Source organism: Micromonospora noduli (assembly GCF_003264475.1).
Taxonomy (GTDB): Bacteria; Actinomycetota; Actinomycetes; order Mycobacteriales; family Micromonosporaceae; genus Micromonospora; species Micromonospora noduli.
This window is the reverse complement of record NZ_PYAC01000043.1, coordinates 13,681-33,146: the sequence shown is the minus strand read 5'-3', so window position 1 is coordinate 33,146 and position 19,466 is coordinate 13,681. Positions and strand designations below refer to the sequence as shown.

23 protein-coding genes are annotated in these 19,466 nt (G+C 73.5%); 20 read left to right on the top strand and 3 right to left on the bottom strand.

Annotated features, from left to right (window positions below):
* The first annotated feature begins 49 nt into the window (after positions 1–49).
* The 8 genes from MED15_RS31620 (at position 50) to MED15_RS31580 (ending at position 9,386) form a co-directional block, all read left to right on the top strand.
* Entirely contained in the window at positions 50–1,060 is a 1,011-nt protein-coding gene (locus MED15_RS31620) for a Gfo/Idh/MocA family protein (RefSeq protein WP_112587474.1), read from the top strand.
* Positions 1,053–2,141, top strand: coding sequence for a zinc-dependent alcohol dehydrogenase (locus MED15_RS31615; RefSeq protein WP_112737710.1), 1,089 nt, complete (start codon positions 1,053–1,055; stop codon positions 2,139–2,141). The genes MED15_RS31620 and MED15_RS31615 overlap by 8 nt, the downstream gene beginning before the upstream one ends.
* A gap of 41 nt (positions 2,142–2,182) precedes the next feature.
* Positions 2,183–3,991, top strand: coding sequence for an ABC transporter ATP-binding protein (locus MED15_RS31610; RefSeq protein WP_225855329.1), 1,809 nt, complete (start codon positions 2,183–2,185; stop codon positions 3,989–3,991).
* Positions 3,992–4,066: 75 nt separating this feature from the next.
* Complete coding sequence (gene secA2 / locus MED15_RS31605) at positions 4,067–6,358, top strand: accessory Sec system translocase SecA2 (protein WP_112587470.1); 2,292 nt, start codon at positions 4,067–4,069, stop codon at positions 6,356–6,358.
* A gap of 181 nt (positions 6,359–6,539) precedes the next feature.
* On the top strand, positions 6,540–7,280 hold the full coding sequence (locus tag MED15_RS31600; RefSeq protein WP_112587468.1) for a GAF and ANTAR domain-containing protein: 741 nt from the start codon (positions 6,540–6,542) through the stop codon (positions 7,278–7,280).
* Between the two features lie 402 nt (positions 7,281–7,682).
* The gene (locus MED15_RS31590; RefSeq protein WP_112737708.1) at positions 7,683–8,168 is read left to right on the top strand and encodes a DUF2231 domain-containing protein; all 486 of its coding nucleotides are present in this window, start codon (positions 7,683–7,685) and stop codon (positions 8,166–8,168) included.
* A gap of 188 nt (positions 8,169–8,356) precedes the next feature.
* Positions 8,357–8,551, top strand: coding sequence for a helix-hairpin-helix domain-containing protein (locus MED15_RS31585; RefSeq protein WP_112698320.1), 195 nt, complete (start codon positions 8,357–8,359; stop codon positions 8,549–8,551).
* Positions 8,552–8,627: 76 nt separating this feature from the next.
* Positions 8,628–9,386, top strand: coding sequence for a class I SAM-dependent methyltransferase (locus MED15_RS31580; protein WP_112737706.1), 759 nt, complete (start codon positions 8,628–8,630; stop codon positions 9,384–9,386).
* 106 nt (positions 9,387–9,492) lie between these two features.
* Here MED15_RS31580 and MED15_RS31575 read toward each other — a convergent pair whose 3' ends face one another.
* Positions 9,493–10,443, bottom strand: coding sequence for a DUF3500 domain-containing protein (locus MED15_RS31575; protein WP_181518493.1), 951 nt, complete (start codon positions 10,441–10,443; stop codon positions 9,493–9,495).
* A 31-nt stretch (positions 10,444–10,474) separates the two neighbouring features.
* Positions 10,475–10,822, bottom strand: a complete 348-nt coding sequence (locus MED15_RS31570) for an ankyrin repeat domain-containing protein (RefSeq protein WP_425271097.1) — start codon at positions 10,820–10,822, stop codon at positions 10,475–10,477.
* Positions 10,823–10,931: 109 nt separating this feature from the next.
* On the opposite strand from MED15_RS31570, the gene MED15_RS31565 reads away from it, so the two are divergent.
* From MED15_RS31565 to MED15_RS31520, 10 genes are all read left to right on the top strand, one after another.
* Positions 10,932–11,309, top strand: coding sequence for a signal peptidase I (locus tag MED15_RS31565; protein ID WP_112587457.1), 378 nt, complete (start codon positions 10,932–10,934; stop codon positions 11,307–11,309).
* Positions 11,310–11,421: 112 nt separating this feature from the next.
* Positions 11,422–11,877 (top strand): cysteine dioxygenase, encoded by a 456-nt coding sequence (locus MED15_RS31560; protein WP_112737702.1) that lies wholly within the window; start codon positions 11,422–11,424, stop codon positions 11,875–11,877.
* A 40-nt stretch (positions 11,878–11,917) separates the two neighbouring features.
* Positions 11,918–12,406, top strand: a complete 489-nt coding sequence (locus MED15_RS31555; protein ID WP_091408377.1) for a rhodanese-like domain-containing protein — start codon at positions 11,918–11,920, stop codon at positions 12,404–12,406.
* A gap of 50 nt (positions 12,407–12,456) precedes the next feature.
* Entirely contained in the window at positions 12,457–13,002 is a 546-nt protein-coding gene (locus tag MED15_RS31550) for a winged helix-turn-helix domain-containing protein (RefSeq protein ID WP_112698316.1), read from the top strand.
* A gap of 247 nt (positions 13,003–13,249) precedes the next feature.
* Positions 13,250–13,855, top strand: a complete 606-nt coding sequence (locus MED15_RS31545; protein WP_112587450.1) for a winged helix-turn-helix domain-containing protein — start codon at positions 13,250–13,252, stop codon at positions 13,853–13,855.
* 41 nt (positions 13,856–13,896) lie between these two features.
* A complete protein-coding gene (locus MED15_RS31540) occupies positions 13,897–14,559 on the top strand; it encodes a nucleoside/nucleotide kinase family protein (RefSeq protein WP_112737700.1) in 663 nt (220 codons plus the stop codon).
* A 163-nt stretch (positions 14,560–14,722) separates the two neighbouring features.
* Positions 14,723–15,121 carry a TraR/DksA family transcriptional regulator gene (locus MED15_RS31535; protein ID WP_091408390.1) on the top strand — a complete coding sequence of 133 codons (399 nt, stop codon included), beginning with the start codon at positions 14,723–14,725 and terminating at the stop codon, positions 15,119–15,121.
* A 48-nt stretch (positions 15,122–15,169) separates the two neighbouring features.
* Complete coding sequence (locus MED15_RS31530) at positions 15,170–16,042, top strand: DUF72 domain-containing protein (RefSeq protein ID WP_112737698.1); 873 nt, start codon at positions 15,170–15,172, stop codon at positions 16,040–16,042.
* A gap of 111 nt (positions 16,043–16,153) precedes the next feature.
* Positions 16,154–16,339: a hypothetical protein gene (locus tag MED15_RS31525; RefSeq protein ID WP_112587444.1), complete on the top strand. Its 186-nt coding sequence runs from the start codon at positions 16,154–16,156 to the stop codon at positions 16,337–16,339.
* Positions 16,332–16,760, top strand: a complete 429-nt coding sequence (locus MED15_RS31520) for a DUF2267 domain-containing protein (RefSeq protein WP_112587442.1) — start codon at positions 16,332–16,334, stop codon at positions 16,758–16,760. The genes MED15_RS31525 and MED15_RS31520 overlap by 8 nt, the downstream gene beginning before the upstream one ends.
* A gap of 42 nt (positions 16,761–16,802) precedes the next feature.
* Here MED15_RS31520 and MED15_RS31515 read toward each other — a convergent pair whose 3' ends face one another.
* The gene (locus MED15_RS31515; protein ID WP_208646754.1) at positions 16,803–17,576 is read right to left on the bottom strand and encodes a DUF72 domain-containing protein; all 774 of its coding nucleotides are present in this window, start codon (positions 17,574–17,576) and stop codon (positions 16,803–16,805) included.
* A 157-nt stretch (positions 17,577–17,733) separates the two neighbouring features.
* Here MED15_RS31515 and MED15_RS31510 point away from each other — a divergent pair, with 157 nt between their 5' ends.
* On the top strand, positions 17,734–18,039 hold the full coding sequence (locus MED15_RS31510; protein ID WP_091408405.1) for a hypothetical protein: 306 nt from the start codon (positions 17,734–17,736) through the stop codon (positions 18,037–18,039).
* A 9-nt stretch (positions 18,040–18,048) separates the two neighbouring features.
* Positions 18,049–19,326 carry a cupin domain-containing protein gene (locus tag MED15_RS31505; RefSeq protein WP_112737694.1) on the top strand — a complete coding sequence of 426 codons (1,278 nt, stop codon included), beginning with the start codon at positions 18,049–18,051 and terminating at the stop codon, positions 19,324–19,326.
* Positions 19,327–19,466 lie beyond the last annotated feature (140 nt).

Below are 19,466 nucleotides of genomic sequence, written 5' to 3'. Positions count from 1 at the left end.
CAGGGGACTGCTCCCATCGCACATGAAATGTCTTCGAAGGGGTGTCGGAATGCGGAACTGCCGGGTGGGTCTGGTCGGAGCCGGCGGCGTGGCACAACGCCACGCGCGGGTACTGGCCGGGTTCGACGACGTCGAGCTTGTCGGCGTCACGGACGTCGCGCCGGAGGCCGCGTCCGCGCTGGCCGCACAGCACGGTGGGCGGGCCTGCGCCGACGTCGCCGAGCTGCTGGCCACCGAGCTGGACGCCGTGTACGTCTGCGTGCCACCGTTTGCGCACGGTCCCGCCGAGGAGGCGGTGATCGAGGCCGGGGTGCCGATGTTCGTGGAGAAGCCCGTCGCGGTCGACCTGAGCACCGCCGAGCGGATCGCCGACCTGGTCGCGCGGCGCGGCCTGCGCACCGCAGTCGGCCACCACTGGCGCTACCTGAGCGTGCTCGACCAGGCCCGCGACCTGCTCGCCGACCGCCAGGTGCGGATGGTCAGCGGCGCCTGGCTGGACAAGGTGCCCCCGGTGGCGTGGTGGTCGCGGCGGGACCGCTCCGGCGGCCCGGTGGTCGAGCAGGCCGCCCATGTGCTCGACCTGATCCGTGTGCTGGCCGGCGAGGTGACCGAGGTCACCGCGTACGGCAACGGCACACCACCGCCGGTCGACGGCGCCGACATCGACTCGGTGACCACCGCCGCGCTGCGCTTCGCCGACGGCGCGGTCGGCACGCTCAGCGCCGCCTGCGTCCTCGGCTGGAAGCACCGCGCCGGCCTGGAGATCCTCGCCGACGGGCTGGCCCTCGCGATCACCGAGGACGGGCTGTCGATCCGCGACGCCGACGGCGAACGACATCTCCCCGCCGACCCGGAAGCCGCCCGGGTGGCGGTGGACCGGGCCTTCGTCGACGCCGTCCGCGGCATCGGCGACGACGTGCGCGTCCCGTACGCCGAGGCCCTCGCGACCCAGCGGCTCGCCCTCGCGGTGGCCGACTCGGCCCGCACCGGCACCACAGTGCGGCTCGCCGCCGCGACCACGCCGGCGGCGCTCACCACCGGGGTGACGGTCGATGCGTGACAAGGTCGTGGTGGTCACCGGCCCCGGCCGGGTCGACCTCGTCGAGCAGGACGCCGCCCCGCTGCGCCCCGGCACGTTCCGGGTCGAGACGCTGTTCAGCGGCGTCTCCGCCGGCACCGAACTGAGCTACGTCAAGGGCACGAACCCCTATTTGAACGTCACCTGGAACGCCGACCTGGGCCTGTTCCAGCCGGGCGCCGCCAGCACGCCCTACCCGGTGACCCGACTCGGCTACATGCAGGTCGGCCGGGTGGTGGAGAGCGAGACCCCGGCCGTCGCGGTGGGCACTGTCGGCGCGATGACGTACGGGCACCGCACCGGCTGGCTGGCCGACCCGGTCGCCGAACGGTTCGTGGCGCTGCCCGACGACCTGGACCCGCTGCTCGGCGTCTACGTCGCCCACATGGGCCCGATCTGCGCCAACGGTCTGCTGCACGCCGCCGCCGACCTGCACGGCACCGACGTCCGCGCGCTCGGCGACGGGGTACGCGGCCGACGGGTCGCCGTCGTCGGCGCCGGTGTCGTGGCGCTGCTGACGGCGTTGTTCGCCCGGCACAACGGCGCCGCGTCGGTGGTGGTGCTCGACCCCACCCCGCACCGCCGCCAGGTAGCCGAGGCGCTCGGTCTGGAAACCCTCGACCCCGACGCGGACGACCCGGCGGTGGTGCTCAAGACCCGCTGGGCGCACACCGCAGGCGACCGGGGCGCCGACGTGGTGTTCCAGTGCCGGGGGCAGGCGTGGGCGCTGCACCTCGCCCTTCGGCTGCTGCGGCCCCAGGGCACCGTCATCGACCTCGCCTTCTACCAGGGCGGCGCGGACGCGGTCCGCCTCGGTGAGGAGTTCCACCACAACGGGCTGTCGCTGCGCTGCGCCCAGATCGGCCGGGTGCCGCGTGGGCTGGCGCCCACCTGGGACCGCGAACGGCTCTCCGCCGAGACCGTCGACATGCTCAGGACGTACGGCGACGCGATCCGCAAGCACCTCGTCTCGGCGGTGGTGCCGTTCGACGAGGCGCCCGCCCTCCTCATCGACCTGGCCGACCGTCGCCGCCAGGAGCTTCAGGTGGTGCTCGCGACCTGACCCGCCTTCGCCGCGTGCCAGGGGCGGCTACCGTTCGCGACATGAGCACCGTGCAGGACCGGCCGGTTTCCGGCGACACCTCGACCGACCGGCCGGACGGCGGCAGCCCCGGGAGCCGGTCGGTCGGCCTGGCCGCGTTGCTGCCGTACCTGCGGGAACACCGCGGCACCCTCGTCGTGGTCGGCGCGCTGTCGCTGGTCGGCTCGGCGGCGTCGCTGGCGCAACCGCTGCTCACCCGGTCGGTGCTGGAGCGGATCGGCGCCGAGCAGGGGGTGTCCCGGCTGGTGGCGGTGCTGGTAGCCCTCGTGGTGCTCGGCGCGGCGATCGGCGGGCTGCGTGACTACCTGCTGCAACGCACCGCCGAAGGAGTGGTGCTGGGCACCCGGCGTCGGCTCGCCGGCCACCTGCTGCGGCTGCCCATCGCCGAGTACGACCGCCGACGCACCGGCGACCTGCTCTCCCGGGTCGGCTCGGACACCACGCTGCTGCGCGCGGTTGTCACCTCCGGGCTGTTCGAGACGGTCACCGGGGCGGTGACGGTGCTCGGCGCCGGCACGGCCATGGTGCTGCTGGACCCGCTGCTGTTCGGCGTCACCCTGCTCGGGGTGGCGCTGGGGCTGGTCTTCGCCGCCACCTTCGCCCGCCGGGTCCGGGCGCTGGCCCGAGTCGCCCAGGAGCGGATCGGCGAGATGACCTCGGCGGTGGAGCGGGCCATCTCGGCGGCCCGGACCATCCGGGCCAGCCGCGCCGAGACCCGGGAGACGGAGACCGTCACCGGCAGCGCCCGGGAGGCGTACGCGGCGGGACTGCGGGTGGCCCGGGTGCAGGCGTTGGTCGGCCCGATCGGCTCGGTCACCGTGCAGGGCGCGTTCCTGCTGGTGCTCGGCATCGGTGGGGCACGGGTCGCCGCCGGGGCGATCTCCGTCGGCGACCTGGTCGCGTTCGTCATGTACCTGTTCCTGCTGGCGCTGCCGTTGGGTCAGGTGCTGCGGGCGTACACCCAGTTGCAGTCCGGCCTGGGCGCCCTCCAGCGGATCGAGGAGATTCTGGCCGTGCCCGCGGAGGGCGCGGACGACAGTCCGGCGCGCGCCGCCGCGACGGCGACTCCGCGCCGCCCGACCCCGATGATCGAGTTCGACCGGGTCGGCTTCGGCTACCCGGGCGGTGAGCCGGTGCTGCACGAGGTCAGCTTCGCGGTCCCCGCGGGCACCCGGACCGCCCTGGTCGGTCCCTCCGGCGCCGGCAAGTCCACGGTGCTGGCCCTGGTCGAGCGCTTTTACGAGGTGAGCGGCGGCGCGGTCCGACTCGACGGCACCGACGTACGGGACCTGCCCCGCGACGCACTGCGGGCCCGGCTCGGCTACGTCGAGCAGGAGGCTCCCGTGCTGGCCGGCACGCTGCGGGAGAACCTGCTGATCACCACCCCGGACGCCACCGACGACCGATTGCGCGACGTCCTCGACGAGGTCAACCTGGGCCACCTGGCGCAGCGCACCCCGCTGGGCCTCGACGTGCAGGTGGGCGAGGGTGGCGTGCTGCTCTCCGGAGGTGAGCGGCAGCGGCTGGCCATCGCCCGCGCGCTGCTCGCCGGCCCGCCGGTGCTGCTGCTCGACGAGCCGACCAGCAACCTCGACTCCCGCAACGAGGTCGCGCTGCGCCGCGCCATCGACGCCGTGGCCGTCCGCCGGACCCTGTTGATCGTGGCGCACCGGCTGGCCACCGTGGTCGACGCCGACCAGATCGTCGTCCTCGACGGCGGCCGGGTGGTGGCCGTGGGCACCCACGCCGAACTGACCGCCACCGACCCGCTGTACCGGGAACTCGCCAGCCACCAGCTGCTGGTCGGCTGACCGCGCCCCAGGAAGGCCAACTTGCCGGGCGGCCGGGCCGCGCGAGCCGCCCGGAATCGCGTACCGTTGCCGCTCATGGGTGTGTCGCAACGGTTCAAGAGCAAGTTCCGGCGGTTCCTCCAGCGCCCCGGCTCGACCGTGGATCTTGCTCCGCTGGAGAAACTGCTCCCGGCGATCGAGGCGCGCGAGGCTGAGCTCACCGCGCTCGACGAGGCCGAGCTGACCGCGGCCGCGGGTGCCGCCGCCGGTTACGAGGAGATCTGCGCCGTCGGCCGTGAGGCCGCCCGCCGTGGCCTCGACCAGCGGCCGTACGACGTGCAGCTGCTCGGCGCGATGTCGCTGCTCTCCGGCAAGGTCGCCGAAATGGCCACCGGTGAGGGCAAGACACTGACCGCCACGATCGCCGCGTACGGGCACGTCCGGCTCGGCAACGGCCCGGTGCACGTGCTCACCATCAACGACTACCTGGCCCGCCGCGACGCCCAGTGGATGGAGCCGGTCTACACCCTGCTCGGCCTGACCGTCGGCTGGGTCAACGAGGCCTCCACCCCGCAGGAGCGGCGCGACGCGTACGCCTGCGACGTCACCTACGTCTCGGTCAGCGAGGCGGGCTTCGACTACCTGCGCGACCAACTGGTCACCGACGTGGAAGACCGGGTCCAGCCCGCGCTGACCACCGCCATCGTCGACGAGGCCGACTCGATCATGATCGACGAGGCCCGGGTGCCGATGGTCCTGGCCGGCGCGGTGCCGGGCGAGCAGGACCCGGTGCACGCCGCCGCCGCGCTCGTTCGTGGCCTGCGCAAGGGCAAGCACTACACGGTCGCCGAGGACGGGCGCAGCGTGGCGTTCACCTCCGCCGGCCTGGCCGCCATGGAGGCCAAGCTCGGCATCGACCTGTACGACGAGGAGCACGTCGCGCAGCTCTCCGCTGTCAACGTGGCGCTGCACGCGCACGCCCTGCTGCACCGTGACGTGGATTACATCGTCCGGGACGGCTCCGTCGAGCTTGTCGACGAGATGCGCGGCCGGGTGGCCCAGCGCCGCCGCTGGCCGGACGGTCTCCAGGCCGCGGTCGAGGCCAAGGAGGGGCTGGACGCCACCGCCGAGGGTGAGGTGCTCGGCACCATCGCCATGCAGGCGTACATCGCGCTCTATCCGAAGGTCTGCGGGATGACCGCCACCGCTGTGCTGGTCGGCGACCAGTTGCGGGAGTTCTTCGACCTCGAGGTCGCGGTGATCCCGCCGAACACCCCGTGCATCCGCGAGGACGAGCCGGACCGCATCTACGCCACCCGGGCGGAGAAGGACGAGGCGCTGATCGACGAGATCCAGCGCTGGCACGCCAAGGGGCGGCCGGTGCTGGTCGGCACCCTGGACGTCAAGGAGTCCGAGGGGTTGGCCGCCGGGCTGAACGCCGCCGGGGTGCCCTGCGTCGTACTGAACGCCAAGAACGACGACGAAGAGGCCGCGATCATCGCCGAGGCCGGCGCGTACGGCGCGGTGACCGTCTCCACCCAGATGGCCGGCCGTGGCGTCGACATCCGCCTCGGCGGCAGCGACCAGACCGACCAGGAGCGGGTCGCCGAGCTGGGCGGGCTCTACGTGATCGGCAGCGGCCGGCACGACAGCCGCCGGGTGGACGACCAGCTGCGCGGTCGGGCCGGCCGGCAGGGCGACCCGGGCGGCTCGGTCTTCTTCGTCAGCCTGGAGGACGACCTCGTCGTCCGGCACGCCGCCGACTCGGTGCCGGCCTCGCCGCGGATGAACGCCGACGGTCTGGTGACCGACGAGCAGGTCGACTACGCGGTGGAGCACGCCCAGCGGGTCGCCGAGGGCGTCAACCACGAGATCCACCGCAACACCTGGCGCTACAGCGTGGTGATCGAGCAGCAGCGCAAGGCCCTCGCCGCCCGCCGGGAGCGGCTGCTCACCAGCGATGTGGCCGCGGTGATGCTGTTGGAGAAGGAGCCCGAGAAGGCCAGCGAGATGGACGAGGACCTGCTCGCCCGTGCCGCCCGGTCGATCGCGCTCTACCACCTGGACCGGCTCTGGGCCGAGCACCTGGCCGAGCTGTCGGAGGTCCGCGAGGGCGTGCACCTGCGCGCCCTGGGCCGGCTCGACCCGCTGGACGAGTTCCACCGGGCCGCGGTTCCGGCGTTCAACGACCTGATCCCGGAGATCGAGGCCCGCACCATCGCCACGTTCAACGAGACCGAATTCGATGAGGACTGGCAGCCCGACGACGGCACCCTGGTCCGGCCCACCGCCACCTGGACGTACCTCGTGCACGACAACCCGTTCGGGTCCGAGCTCGACCGTCTGATCGCGTCGATCGGGCGGCGGCTCAGCGGCGCCTCGCGCTGACGTACCGACCGTCGGGGCCCCGATCGCGCCTCCGCGCGTGACCGGGGCCCCGATTTACGCCGTTTCGACCCAGGTTTCCCAGGGTAGTAGGGCTGGTCGGTCGAGTCGGGAGAGAGCAGACGATGACACAGGTGACGATGCTTGCCGGGCAGGCGCGAGACGGCACGGAGGCTGCGAACCGGTGAACCTCGACACGCGGGAACCGGTGGTGCACACCCTCGGCGTCCTGGAAGCAGCCGCACTGTTACGGGAGCTGACCGCAGGGCTGATCGCCCTGACCGACTTTGATGAGGCGCTGCTGGCCCTGGTCCGGGTCACCCGGGACGCCGTCGCCGGGGTGCGCTGGTGCGGGTTCACCGCCCTGCGGGCCGGCGAGCCGGCCGGGGTGGCAGCCTCCGACGAGGGGCTGGCCGGGCTGGACGACCTGCGACACGGGCCGGACACGCCGGCGATGAGCGCGATCCACCGCCGCGAGATGATCCTCGCCGCCGACCTGACCGCTGAGCTCCGCTGGCCGGCCTGGACGGCGCACGCCCGCGACCTCGGCGTACGCGGGGTGATCTCCGCACCGGTCGACATCGACGACCAGGTCATCGGGGTGATCAACCTGTACGCCGCCGCGCCGGACCTGTTGACCCCGCAACACCAGTTGACCGCCATGCTGCTCGCCGAACACGCCGGCCTGCTGCTCGCCGCCGTCCGCGACCGCAACCGACAGCTCATCCTCGCCGGTGAGCGGGACGCCTCACTCCTGCACGACGGGGTGGTGGGTCAGGCCGTCGGCGTGATCATGACGCAGCGCGGGTGCCCGCCGGCCGAGGCCCTCGACGTGCTGCGGACCGCCGCCTCGTCGCTGGACATCCCGCTGCGCGAGGTGGCCGAGCGCCTGGTCCGGACGGTCTCCCGCCAACGCGACAACTGACCCCGGCCGCCGAGGCCGCGTGGGTCGCGTCGGCCGCTGGGTCGCGTCGGCCGCTGGGGTCGCGTCGGCCGCTGGGGTCGCGTCGGCCGCTGGGGTCGCGTCGGCCGCTGGGGTCGCGTCGGCCGCTGGGTCGCGTCCGCCGCGTGGGCTGCCTGGGCGGCTCGGGTCGCGTCGGCGGTGTGATCAACTCGGGTTCTTGGAGATCGGGGTGTCACGGGCCGGCGGACGCCCCGACTTCCTGAAGCCCGAGTCGATCACCCGCCGGTCTGGCCATCCGGCCGACGGGCGCGGCCACGGTGCCCGTTCTCCCCGCCTGCGGCGAGTCGGGCGGCATCGTTTCGCCTCGACCGGCCCCGGGTAGCACTCTGGTCAGGTGAGCTGCGCCGACCTGGGGGAGGACCGATGCAGAGCCGGCTGCGGGTGCAGGGGCACCCGATCCAACCGATGCTGGTGACGTTCCCGCTCGGGCTCTTCGTCAGCGCCACCGTCTTCGACCTCACCGACGTGATCGGCGGGCCCGCGTTCCTCGGCGAGGTCGGCTACTGGACCGGCGTCGCCGCCCTCGTCGCCGCCGCGCTGACCGCCGTGGCCGGCATGGTCGACCTGTGGGACGTGCCGGGCGACCGTACCCGCCGTACCGCTGTCGCCTTCAACCTCGTGAACGCGGTGATGGCCGCCATGTTCCTGCTCACCTGCCTGGTCCGGTCACACTCCCCGCAGCGCGGCGCGTCGGTCGCGATCCTGGTCACCGAACTGGTCGCGCTGACCGTCGGCGGGGTCGGCGTGCACCTGGGCGCCCGGCTGATGCGTCAGTTCGACAGCGGCCGCGCCGAGTCCGGCGGCCTGGATGCGCTGGCCGGCTCCACCGGCGAGATCGCCCGCCCCTGACCCGACCTGCCGGCGGTCTCGTCTCTGGCCCCACCGGCCGAGCGGGCCCGCTGATCGGACCCGCTGGACTCGCCCCTGACCCCACCCGGCCAGACGGGGCCGACCTGGCCCGCCCCGCCGTCCGGCCGGCAAGTGCGCCTGGTGCGCGGGGCCGGCATCCGTGCGACTGGTCGGTCTACCATCCCGGGATGACCTCCTCTCTGGACACGCTCCCGAAGATCGGCGCGCCCGCCACCAGGGCCCTGCAGGGTGCCGGCTACACCGCGCTGCGTCAGCTCGCGGGCGTTCCCGAGGCGGACCTGGCCAAGCTGCACGGCATGGGCCCGAAGGCGCTCGGGATCCTCCAGGCCGCCCTCGAAGAGCACGGGCTGAGCTTCGGCTGAGATCCACCGCGGACACCCCGACCGGGCGGCGGCAAATGGGTTGCCGGCCGGGTGACCGGCCGCGAAGCTGACCGCCATGACCGCTGAGCGTGACGCCGAGGACTTGATCGCGGAGGCCGCCGCCGCGCCCGTCGATGGTTGGGGCTTCGACTGGCTGGCCGGCCGGGCCACCGAGGAGCGTCCACCCTGGGGGTACGCCCGGCTGGTCGCCGACCGGATGGCGCGGGCCGATGCGGCGCTGGACGTGGACACCGGCGGCGGGGAGGTGCTCGCCGAAGTGCCGCGTCCACCGAAGCTGCTGACGGCGACCGAGGCGTGGCCGCCGAACGTGGAGGTGGCCCGCCGGACCCTGCGTCGGGTCGGCGCGTCGGTGGTCGCGGTCGCACCGGACGGGCCGCTGCCGTTTCGCGACGCCTCGTTCGACCTGGTGGTCAGTCGGCATCCGGTGCGTACCGACTGGGTTCAGACGGCACGGGTGCTGCGGCCGGGCGGGACGTTCCTGTCGCAGCAGATCGGGGCCGGCACCATGCGGGAGCTCAGTGAGGCGATCCTCGGGCCGTTGCCGCCGCCGACCCAGCGGCACCCCGAGCACGCGGTCGCCGCCGCCGAAGCGGCTGGCCTGCGGGTGGTCGACCTGCGCCGGGCCACGCTGCGGGCGACCTTCGCCGACATCGGCGCGGTGGTCTGGTTCCTGCGCAAGGTGATCTGGACGGTGCCCGGGTTCACTGTCGACCGCTACCGCGCACCACTGCGCGACCTCCACCACCGCATCGCCAACGAGGGCCCCTTCGTCGCCCACGCCCAACGCTTCCTCATCGAGGCCACCCGCCCCTGACGGCCACCCCCACCCGTCGATCTTGCACTTTCGGCACCCGCAAAGCCGCCTATCAGGGCACCTCGACCGCCGGAACCGCAAGATCGGCGAGGGCGGGGGCGCGGGGTTAGTGGGGGTGGGCCTGGTGGTGGGTTGCCAGGACGTCGGCGCCGAAGTCGCTGGCGGGGCGGCGCAGCACGGTGTGCGCGTGGTTGCCGTCCGCTGTGGTGTTGTCGTACTCGATCAGCAGGTCGTCGCCCTGCACCCGGTAGTAGTGCCGCCGCCCGGGTTGGGTCGGACCGGCCCAGGCGAAGTGCAGCGGGCCGGCGTCCAGTCGGGTCGCCTCCCGGATGGCCAGCTCGGGCGGCAGCCGGTCGAGGTAGAGGGCGACCACCTGGTCGAGCAGCGCGCGGCCGGTCGGCCCCAGCCGCTCCGCCGGTACGCCGAGGGGCTCCAGCGGCGCGTCGACCCGCCCGCGGGTGGCGCTGATGATGTCCGCGGGCGCCTCGTCGGCGATGATCGCGGCGGCCCGCTCGGCCGGGCCCAGCGCGTCGAGCAGGGCTCGGGCCAGGTCCTCCTCCACACCGAGTGGACGGGAGACCGGCCGGCCGGCGTAGCGGACCGCGGCCGGGTTGGCACCGAAGAAGATCGGCGCGGGGGAGACCTGACCGTCCACCACTGTCATGTTCACCGACAGGTGGTGCCCTTCGAGTCGCCACGCCCAACGGTCGTCGCGCGCCGGGTCGCCGAACACGGCCACCCAATAGTCGGCGCTGTGCCGCCCGCGCTGCCAGCCCTCGGCCCGGTCCAGCACCTCCTCCAGCGAGATGATCGCCATCGCCTGTGCGTACGCCGAGGGGCTGAGCGCGGTGGCCAGCAGCCGGTGAGCGGCCTTGCGGGCGGTGACGTCGAGCTCGGCGAGGCAGACGCCCGGTCGGGGTCGGGGCCGGTACTCCAGCCAGCGTCGGGCCGCCTCGTCGTCGAACGAGTGCACGGCGCTCTCGCGGGTGGCGGGGTCGAGCGCGGTCAGCAGCGCGGTGCCGGCGGCCCGCATCTGCTCCGGCAGAGGATCTTCCACCGACTCTGTATACCGGCCGGCCGTGCCGGTGTCAGCCGACGCGCAGCAGCTCTGTCATCTCCGGCAGGTCGAAGAAGCGCGCGGTCTCGACGGCCGACGGGTTGCCGTGTGCCGGATCCGCGCCAGCGGCGAGGAGCGCGCGGACCGCCTCGGTGCTGCTGCGGAAGACCGCCGCGGCCAACGCGGTCTGACCTCGGTCGTTGGCCCGGGTGTGGTCGGCGCCGCGGCTGAGCAGGGCGGCCACCGTGTCCGGGTGGGCGTGGTACGCGGCCAGGATGAGCAGCGTGTCGCCCTTGTCGTTGGTGAGGTTGACCGGCAGGCCGGCGTCGATCTGCGCCGCCAACTCGTCGGCGGCGCCGGCTCGGGCCAGGTCGAACATGCGGTGCGCGAACGCAAGCGTCTCGGCGTCGAGGTTCTCGGTCACCGGTCCAGGTTAGCCACACCGGTCCTGATAGGTTGCTCGGCCGGCGCGCTGGGGGAGGGGTCCGATGGGTGAGACGGTGTACGTGGGCAACGCGGGCGTCGACGGCGCCGCCAACGCCGGTTGGCTGCTCGGGCACTTCGCGCCGCCGGGGGAGATCCGGCACAGCACCGACGTCGAGGTGAAGTGGGGCGTGCATCCGCCCGGGCAGGCCCGGTCGCGGTGGGCGACCGGTGAGGTGCGCACCACTCTGCTCGTACTCGTCGAGGGGTGTTTCCGGGTGGAGTTGCCGGACCGGACGGTACGGCTGGCCGCGCCGGGCGACTACGTGGTGTGGGCCCGTGGGGTGGACCATTCCTGGTTCGCCGAGCGCGCGTCGGTGGTGTTGACAGTGCGCTGGCCCTCGTTGCCGGGCTACCGCGCGGACCCGCCGGTGCTGCGCTGATTCACCCGAGCGGCTGGCTCTGCATCCCACCAGCCGGAATTACCTACTAAACCTATAGGCTTTGCCGTCTAGAGTACGAGGGCATCCCGCCGAACGACCGCGAGGAACCGCCATGAGGCACCACCGTCCGGAGCCCGACCTGCTCACCGTTGCCGCCGGATGGGCCGACCCGGCCGGCTGGCCGGTCGCGCTGCGTTTCGACCCAGCCGAGCGCTGGTACACCCGCCTCGCCGTCAGCGACGAGCACGAGGTGTGGGCGCTGAGCTGGCTGCCCGGGCAGGGCACCGACCTGCACGACCACGGCGGCTCCTCCGGAGCGTTCCGGGTGGTCGGCGGCGTGCTCACCGAGGAGACGGTCAGCGCCGGTCGACTGCGCCCCCGACTGCTGTCGGCCGGCGCGGGCCGCCGCTTCGGCCCCCGGCACGTGCACCAGGTGACCAACCGGGGCTCGGCGCCGGCGGTCAGCGTGCACGTCTACCGGCCGGCGCTGCTGCGGATGACCCGCTATCACCTCCTGGACGGGCGGCTGCGGGTCGCCGAGGTCGCCGAGGCCGGCCGGTCCTGGTAGCCGCGCCCACCGCGAACCCTGTCACCGGAAGGAACCGAGAATGCAGATAACCGCCGAGCACTGTCCCGCCCCCGTGCCGCCACCGGGCTCCCGGGGCATCGACGAGATCCTGGCCGCCGCGCGGGCCCGGCTGCGCCGGCTGGACCCGGAGCGGGCGCACCTGGCGTACCGGGCCGGAGCGCTGCTGGTCGACATCCGCCCGGCCGCGCAGCGGGCCGCGCACGGCGTGGTGCCGGGCTCGCTCATCGTCGAACGCAACGTGCTGGAGTGGCGCTTCGACCCACGCTGCGCGGCCCGGCTGCCGCAGGCCGTCGACTACGACGTGCCGGTGGTGATCCTCTGTCAGGAGGGCTACACCTCGTCGCTGGCCGCCGCCGCGTTGCAGGACGTCGGCCTGCACCGGGCCACCGATGTGGTCGGTGGGTTCGCGGCCTGGCGGATCGCCGGCCTGCCGGCCCTCGGCCCGACCCCACTGCACCACCCCTCTCCCCTCGCGTCCCCGGTCAACGCCGGCTGGGCGCGCCGCTGACCGTCACGCCACACCCGGCGTGGCGCGCGTACCGCCACTCAGGAGGCACCATGTCCGTCGTCGCCATCCCCACGCGCCGCCACCCCGGCGTGCGCCCGCCGGCCCGTCCGCGCACCAGCCCGACCCTGACCATCACCCTCGATCTCGTCCCCGGGCCGCTGAGCCCTCGGCTGGCCCGGCTGGTGCAGCTGCTCGGCGAGCTGGCCGAGTCGGGGGAGGGTCAACTGCGTGCCGTGGAGGACCCCGCGTCGGGGCCGCGACCGGCTCCGCGCCCAGTCGTGCCGCCCGCCGCACCGGACCACGTCCGCATCCTGGCCGGCTCGCGGATGGTCCGCCAGGGCGACCGGGTCATCGCGCTGACCCGCATCGAGTACGAGCTGCTGCTGTTCCTGGCCGAGCGGCCCCGCCGGGTCTTCACCCGCCTGCAACTGCTCTCCAGCGTCTGGGGCTACGAGCACGCGGTGGCCCGGACGGTGGACGTGCACGTCCGCCGGCTGCGCGCCAAGCTGGCCGGCTCGGAGGTGGTCACCACCGTCTACGGCGTCGGCTACCGGCTGGCCGACGAGGCCCCGATCAGCGTGGATCACAGCAGCTGAGCCCTGGTCCGGCGGCGATGTGACCGCCTGGTGAACCGGTCGGGGACCCCCGTAACGGGGCATCTCGACGACTCTGCTGTAATCATCAGGCCTCGTACGCAGAGCGAGCATTTGGCTCCGATGTGTTCGTCAATTGTCACATTCATGCAACGCAGCCGCCTCTTGACCCTCGCCCAGGCGCCGGGAAGCATCGATGAAGCGGCGTCCCGGGCCGTGGGGAGATACCCGGACCAGCCCAAGGAGGACCATGTCGGTCAGCCCCGCCTCGTCGCGCGCCGGATGGCATACGTCCCAACCCGCGGTGCCCGGTCGACCTCCCGGCGGCCAGCGTCGCCCGGCGAACACCGCCGCGCCCGTGCTCACCGTGACGCTGTCCATCCCGCTGGCCTGTGAGGAGTCGCTGACCCCGGCGGCGCGCCGGCTGTTGGAGGCCGCTCGCGAGATGCTGGAGCGGGGCGAAGGCGTGATCATCGGCTCGGTACCGGCCGAACGCCGCCCCGACCAGGCGCCCGCCAACCGGTCGCCGGCCCGCCCGATCAGCCCGACCATTCCCGCCCTGCACATCCTCGCCTCGTCGCGCTCGGTGCTGCGCGACGAGGAACCGCTGCCGCTGACCCGGCTGGAGTTCGATCTGCTGCTGCACCTGGTCGCCCACCCGCGCCGGGTGTTCACCCGGCTGCAACTGCTCAACGCCGTCTGGGGCTACGAGCACGCCGGCGTGCGCACCGTCGACGTGCACGTGCGTCGGCTGCGCGGCAAGGTCGGCGTGGACGTGCCGCTGGTGACCACCGTCTACGGCGTCGGCTACCGGCTGGCCGACGACGCCCGGGTCACCATCGACCGCAGCGGCTGACCGGCGGCACCGACGTACCCGGCGCGGGGCAGGATGGTCCGGTGCGCATCCGCCCCATCTCGCCCGATCTGCTCGTCGCCGAGCTGACCGGCCGGCTGGCCGACGCGGCGACCCGCGCCGCGACCGCCGCCGCCGGGCCCGCGCGGCTGCGGGTGGCCGTGGACGGCGCCCCCGCCGCCGGCGTCGACGAACTGGCCGCGGCGCTGGTCGACCCGCTGCGCGCCCAGGGCCACCCGGTGCTGCACGTCCGCGCCACCGACTTCCTCCGCCCCGCGTCGCTGCGCTTCGAGTTGGGGCGCACCAACCCGGACTCCTTCTACGAGGCCTGGGTCGACGAGGCCGGGCTGCGCCGGGAGGTGCTCGACCCGGCCGCTCCCGGCGGCAGCGGCCGGCTGCTTCCGTCGCTCTGGGACGCCGACGCCGACCGGGCCAGCCGCGCCCGCTACGTCGACCTGGCACCCGGCGGCGTTGTCCTGGTCAGCGGCTCGCTGCTGCTCGGCGGCGGCCTGCCCTTCGACGTGACCGTCCACCTGGAGTTGTCCCCGGCGGCGCTGCGCCGGCGCACCGAACCGGCCCAGCAGTGGGCGCTGCCGGCCTTCGACCGGTACGCCGAGGAGGTCGTCCCGGCGAGCTTCGCCGACGTCGTGGTACGCGCCGACGACCCCCGCCGCCCGGCGCTCGTGGAGCCCGGCGGCAACGACTGACAACAACCGAGAATTCGTCGGTTTGCGCGCCTGATCGGGCGGGTACTCGCCCGGCTCACAGAGCGCTGGTGATCGCCCGCGCACCGAACGCGACCGTGACCGGGGCCCCGCGCCGCCGGCACCCGGTTCACTTGAGCCACAGGCCCAGGAAAGGCAGGCAGCGATGCTCGTCCACGACACGGTCGGTACGACCCGGTCCCAGACGGAGATCGACCAGATCCGACAGTCGCTCCAGGCGCGCTACGACGAGCTGACCGCGGAGTACGACCAGGCGGTGCTCCAGAGCCAGGTGCTGCGGCTGGTGGAGGTCGGCGACACCGCCGGCGACGACCAGGCCGACAGCGGCACCAAGACCGCCGAGCGGGACACCGCCCAGTCCCTGTTGCGCACCATCCTCGACCGCCGCGCCCAGTACGAGCACGCCCTCGGCCGGCTCGAGGAGGGCACCTACGGCTGGTGCGAGGGCTGCTCGGCGGCGATCCCGGTGGAGCGGCTGGAGATCTTCCCGTCCGCCACCACATGTGTGACGTGCAAGCAGACTCGCGAGCGGCGGGCGGCCTGAGCCACCCCAGCGGTTGCCGGTCGGTCCGCGACGCGATGGACTTCCACAATGGGTGACATCCTCGTGGGCACCGCGTCCTGGACCGACCGCACACTGCTGGACTCGGGGTGGTATCCGCAGACCGCCGACACCCCGGAGAAGCGGCTGGCGTACTACGCCCGGCAGTTCTCGCTGGTCGAAGTGGATGCCACCTACTACTCGCCACCCGCCGAGGCGACCGCACGGCTGTGGGCCGAGCGCACCCCGGCCGGCTTCACCTTCAACATCAAGGCGTTCAGCCTGCTGACCGGGCACCCCACCCGGGTCAGCGCGCTCTACAAGGACCTGCGTCCGGAGACCGACAAGAAGAACGTCTACCCCGACGACCTGCCCGCGCAGTCGTACGAGGAGGTGTGGACGCGCTTCCTGTCCGCCCTGGACCCGCTGGTCGAGGCCGGCAAGCTGGGCGCGCTGCTGTTCCAGTTCCCACCCTGGTTCACCATCAAGCGGGCCAACAAGCAGTACCTGCTGGAGGTGGCGAAGCGCTGCGCGCCGCTGCGCCCGGTGTACGAGTTCCGGCACGCCTCCTGGTTCGACGGCGACAACGCCGACGAGACCCTGGCCTTCCTGCGCGAGCACAAACTGCCGTACGTCTGCGTGGACATGCCGCAGGGCCACCGCTCGTCGCTGCCTCCGGTGCTGGCCGCCACCGCGGACCTCGCGGTCATGCGTTTCCACGGGCACAGCGACAAGTGGACCAGCAAGGACATCCACGAGAAGTTCGGCTACCACTACTCCAAGCGGGAGTTGGCCGACTGGGCGCCGAAGCTGCGCGAGCTGGCTGACGAGGCCGGGCAGACCCACGTGCTCATGAACAACTGCTACCGGGACTATGCGCAGACCAACGCGAAGACCCTCGCGGGTCTGCTCGACGCCGGCTGACCTCACCCGATCAGGGTGGGGACGACTCACCCCACCCGCGGGGAGGGTGGACGCGGTGGGTACGGCCGTCCGGGGACGGCCGACGCCGGAGACGACACGGAGGTGACGGGGATGACGGTTCGACTGGTGACGGATCGACGGCGAGGTGCCGTCCTGCACGTGGTCGGCACGGCCGACAACGCCCGGCGCGCCCCGCAGGGCAGCCCGGTGCGGGCCCGCCGTGGCCCGGTGGGGCCGCCGCGCCGCGCCGACGACCGACGGTGGGACACCACGGAACGGGGGTCGACCGATGGCTGACTCGATGATTTCAGCGTTCGAGTCCTCGCTGGACAAGACGAACCTCATTCTCAAGGACATCGAGAACGCCTACGGCTGGCCGAAGGAACGGCGCAACCAGTCGTACGCGGCCCTGCGCACGGTGCTGCACCTGCTGCGCGACCGGCTGCCGGTGGGCGAGAGCGTGGAGTTCGCCCAGCAGTTGCCGGTGCTGGTGCGGGGCATCTACTTCGACGGCTGGGTGCCGTCCGACGTGCCGATCAAGCTCAACCGCGACGACTTCCTCTACGAGGTGCGGCAGGGCTTCCCGTACGACGCGGAGGGCGGCCCGGAGCGGGTGACGCAGGTGGTGCTGGACACGCTGCGCCGCCATGTCACCCAGGGTGAGTGGCAGGACGTGAAGGACACCATGCCCAAGGACCTCGCCACGATGATGCCGTGACGGCCTGACACCGCGAGCCCGCCCGACCGCCGTCGGGCGGGCTCAGTCGTCGGCAGCCTTGGCGGCGGCGGGCACCCGCGACACCGGGTGCCCGGCCCGCCGGGCCAGCGCGGCGAACGCCACGGCGTCCACGATCGCGGCCCCGCCCGGATCGTTGTTGAAATAGACGTACGCCGGCTCGTCCGCGCCGAAGGCGTCGGTCAGCCGACCCACCCAGGACCGTAGGGCCGCCCGACCGTAACGGGGCCACGGCCGCGCCCGCCCCTCGTGCAGCCGCAGGTAGCCGAAGTCGGTGGTGCGCCAGCGGGGGGCGACCGGGCGGCCCAGCCGGTCCGCCCAGACCAGCGCGGCCCGACGCCGCTCCAGCACCGCCCGGGTGGCGTCGGTCCACCAGGAGGGGTGCCGGGGCTCGACCGCCACCCGCACCTGCGCCGGGAACAGTCGCAGCGTCGCGTCCAGCGCCTCGACGTCCGCCCGCAGGTTCGGTGGTAGTTGCAGCAGCACCGGGCCGAGCCGGTCACCGAGCGCGGTGGCGCGGCCGAGGAACCGGGCCACCGGCTCCTGCGGGTCACGCAGTCGCTTGATGTGGGTGAGGTAGCGGCTCATCTTCACCGCCACGCAGAAATCCGCCGGGGTGCGCGCCCGCCAGGCGGCGAAGGTGTCCCGCTCGGGCAGCCGGTAGAAGGCGTTGTTGACCTCGACCGTGGCGAACCCGGCCGCGAAGTGCTCCAGCCAGAGTCGCTGCGGCAGCCCCTGCGGATAGAAGCGGCCGCGCCAGTCCCGGTACTGCCAGCCGGACGTGCCCACCAGGATCACCACCCCATCCTGGCACTCTCCGCCGCCGCTCGCGAACTGCCCGTGTCGCCCCGGTTCGGCGTCTACGGTGAGGGTTAGAGAAGATCGCGCGTGGGGTACCACCCGCAGCACGACGGACCCCGGCGCACGGCGGGGCGGCACACCCGAGGGAGTACCGATGGCACTCAACGATGACGACATGCAGACCACCGGCGGCGGCGGCGCGGAGGGTCCGGCCGACGGCGGCGCGACCCCCGGTCAGCACGACGGTGGCGCCGATGGCGGCGCGGAAGGTCCCGCCGACGGTGGTGCCACCCCGGGTCAGCACGACGGTGGCGCCGACGGCAGCGCGGAGGGTCCCGCCGACGGCGGTGCCACTCCCGGTCAGCACGACGGTGGCGCCGATGGCGGCGCGGAGGGTCCCGCCGATGGCGGTGCCACCCCGGGCCAGCAGGACGGTGGCGCTGACGGCAGCGCCCGGTAGCGGCTCGCCATGACCTACGTCGACCCGCCGGGCGGCCACCACGGCCGCCCGGCGGTTCCGTCCGCCGAGGCCACCGCGGCGCTGGCCCGCTGCGTCTCGGTCGAACCGGCCAAGTTCGCCGCCGCGCACTGGGGGCACACCCCGCTGCTGTCCCGCGCCGCCGAACTGCCCGACCCAGCCGGCTTCACCGACCTGCTCAGCCCCGCCGACGCCGACGAGCTGCTGAGCCGGCGCGGCCTGCGTACCCCCTTCCTGCGCGTCGCCAAGGACGGCCAGTTGGTCGCGGCGTCGCGCTGGACCGGCGGCGGCGGCGCGGGCGCCGAAATCGGCGACCAGGTGCTCGACGAGCGGGTCCTGGAGCAGTACGCGTCCGGGGCCACACTGGTGTTGCAGGGGCTGCACCGGATCTGGCCGCCGCTCGTCGACTTCGCCCGCGACCTGGGCCTCGCGCTCAACCAGCCGTTGCAGATCAACGCCTACCTGACCCCGGCCGGCAGCCAGGGCTTCGCCACCCACTACGACACCCACGACGTGTTCGTGCTCCAGGTCGACGGCCGCAAGCATTGGCGGATCCACCCGCCGGTGCTGCCCGACCCGCTGGAGAAGCAGCCGTGGGGTGGTCGCGCCGACGAGGTCGGTGCCACCGCGCAGGGCCCGGCCGCGCTGGACGTGGTGCTCGCCCCCGGTGACGCCCTCTACCTGCCCCGGGGGTGGCTGCACAGCGCGCAGGCGCAGGACGCCAGCTCCCTGCACCTGACCGTGGGCATCCGCGCGCTCACCCGCTACGCCCTGGTCGAGGAGTTGTTGGCGCTGTCCGCCGAGGACCAGCGGCTGCGGGCCAGCCTGCCGTTCGGCACCGACGTCGCCGACCCGGACGCCATCGAGCCGGAGCTGACCGAGACCGTGGAGGCGTTGCGGGACTGGCTATTGCGCGCCGACCCGGGCGCGGTCGCCGCGCGACTGCGGCAGCGGGCCTGGCCGGCGGCCCGCCCGGCGCCGATCCGACCGCTCGCCCAGGCCGACGCGCTGGCCACCCTGGACGCCGACTCCCGGGTCACAGTGCGTCCCGGCCTGCGCTGGCAGTTGGTGCCGCACGATTCCGACACGGTGGCGCTGCGGCTCTTCGACCGCACCATCACCCTTCCGGCGAGCTGCGAGCCGGCCGCCCGCGCGCTGCTCACCGGCACTGTCACCCGGGTCGGTGACCTGCCCGGCCTGCCCGACGACGCCGACCGGGTCACCCTGACCCGCCGACTGCTCCGCGAGGCCGTGCTCGTCCCGGCCTGACCGGCGGCGCGGCGCTGATCGACTCGGTTTTCAGGAAACCGCGGTGTCCGGGAGGCCGGGACAGCGCGGTTTCCAGGAAGCCAAGTCGATCACGCCTTCGGCAGGCGGCGAGAGGGCAGCGCCGGCGGGACCCGCCGCGC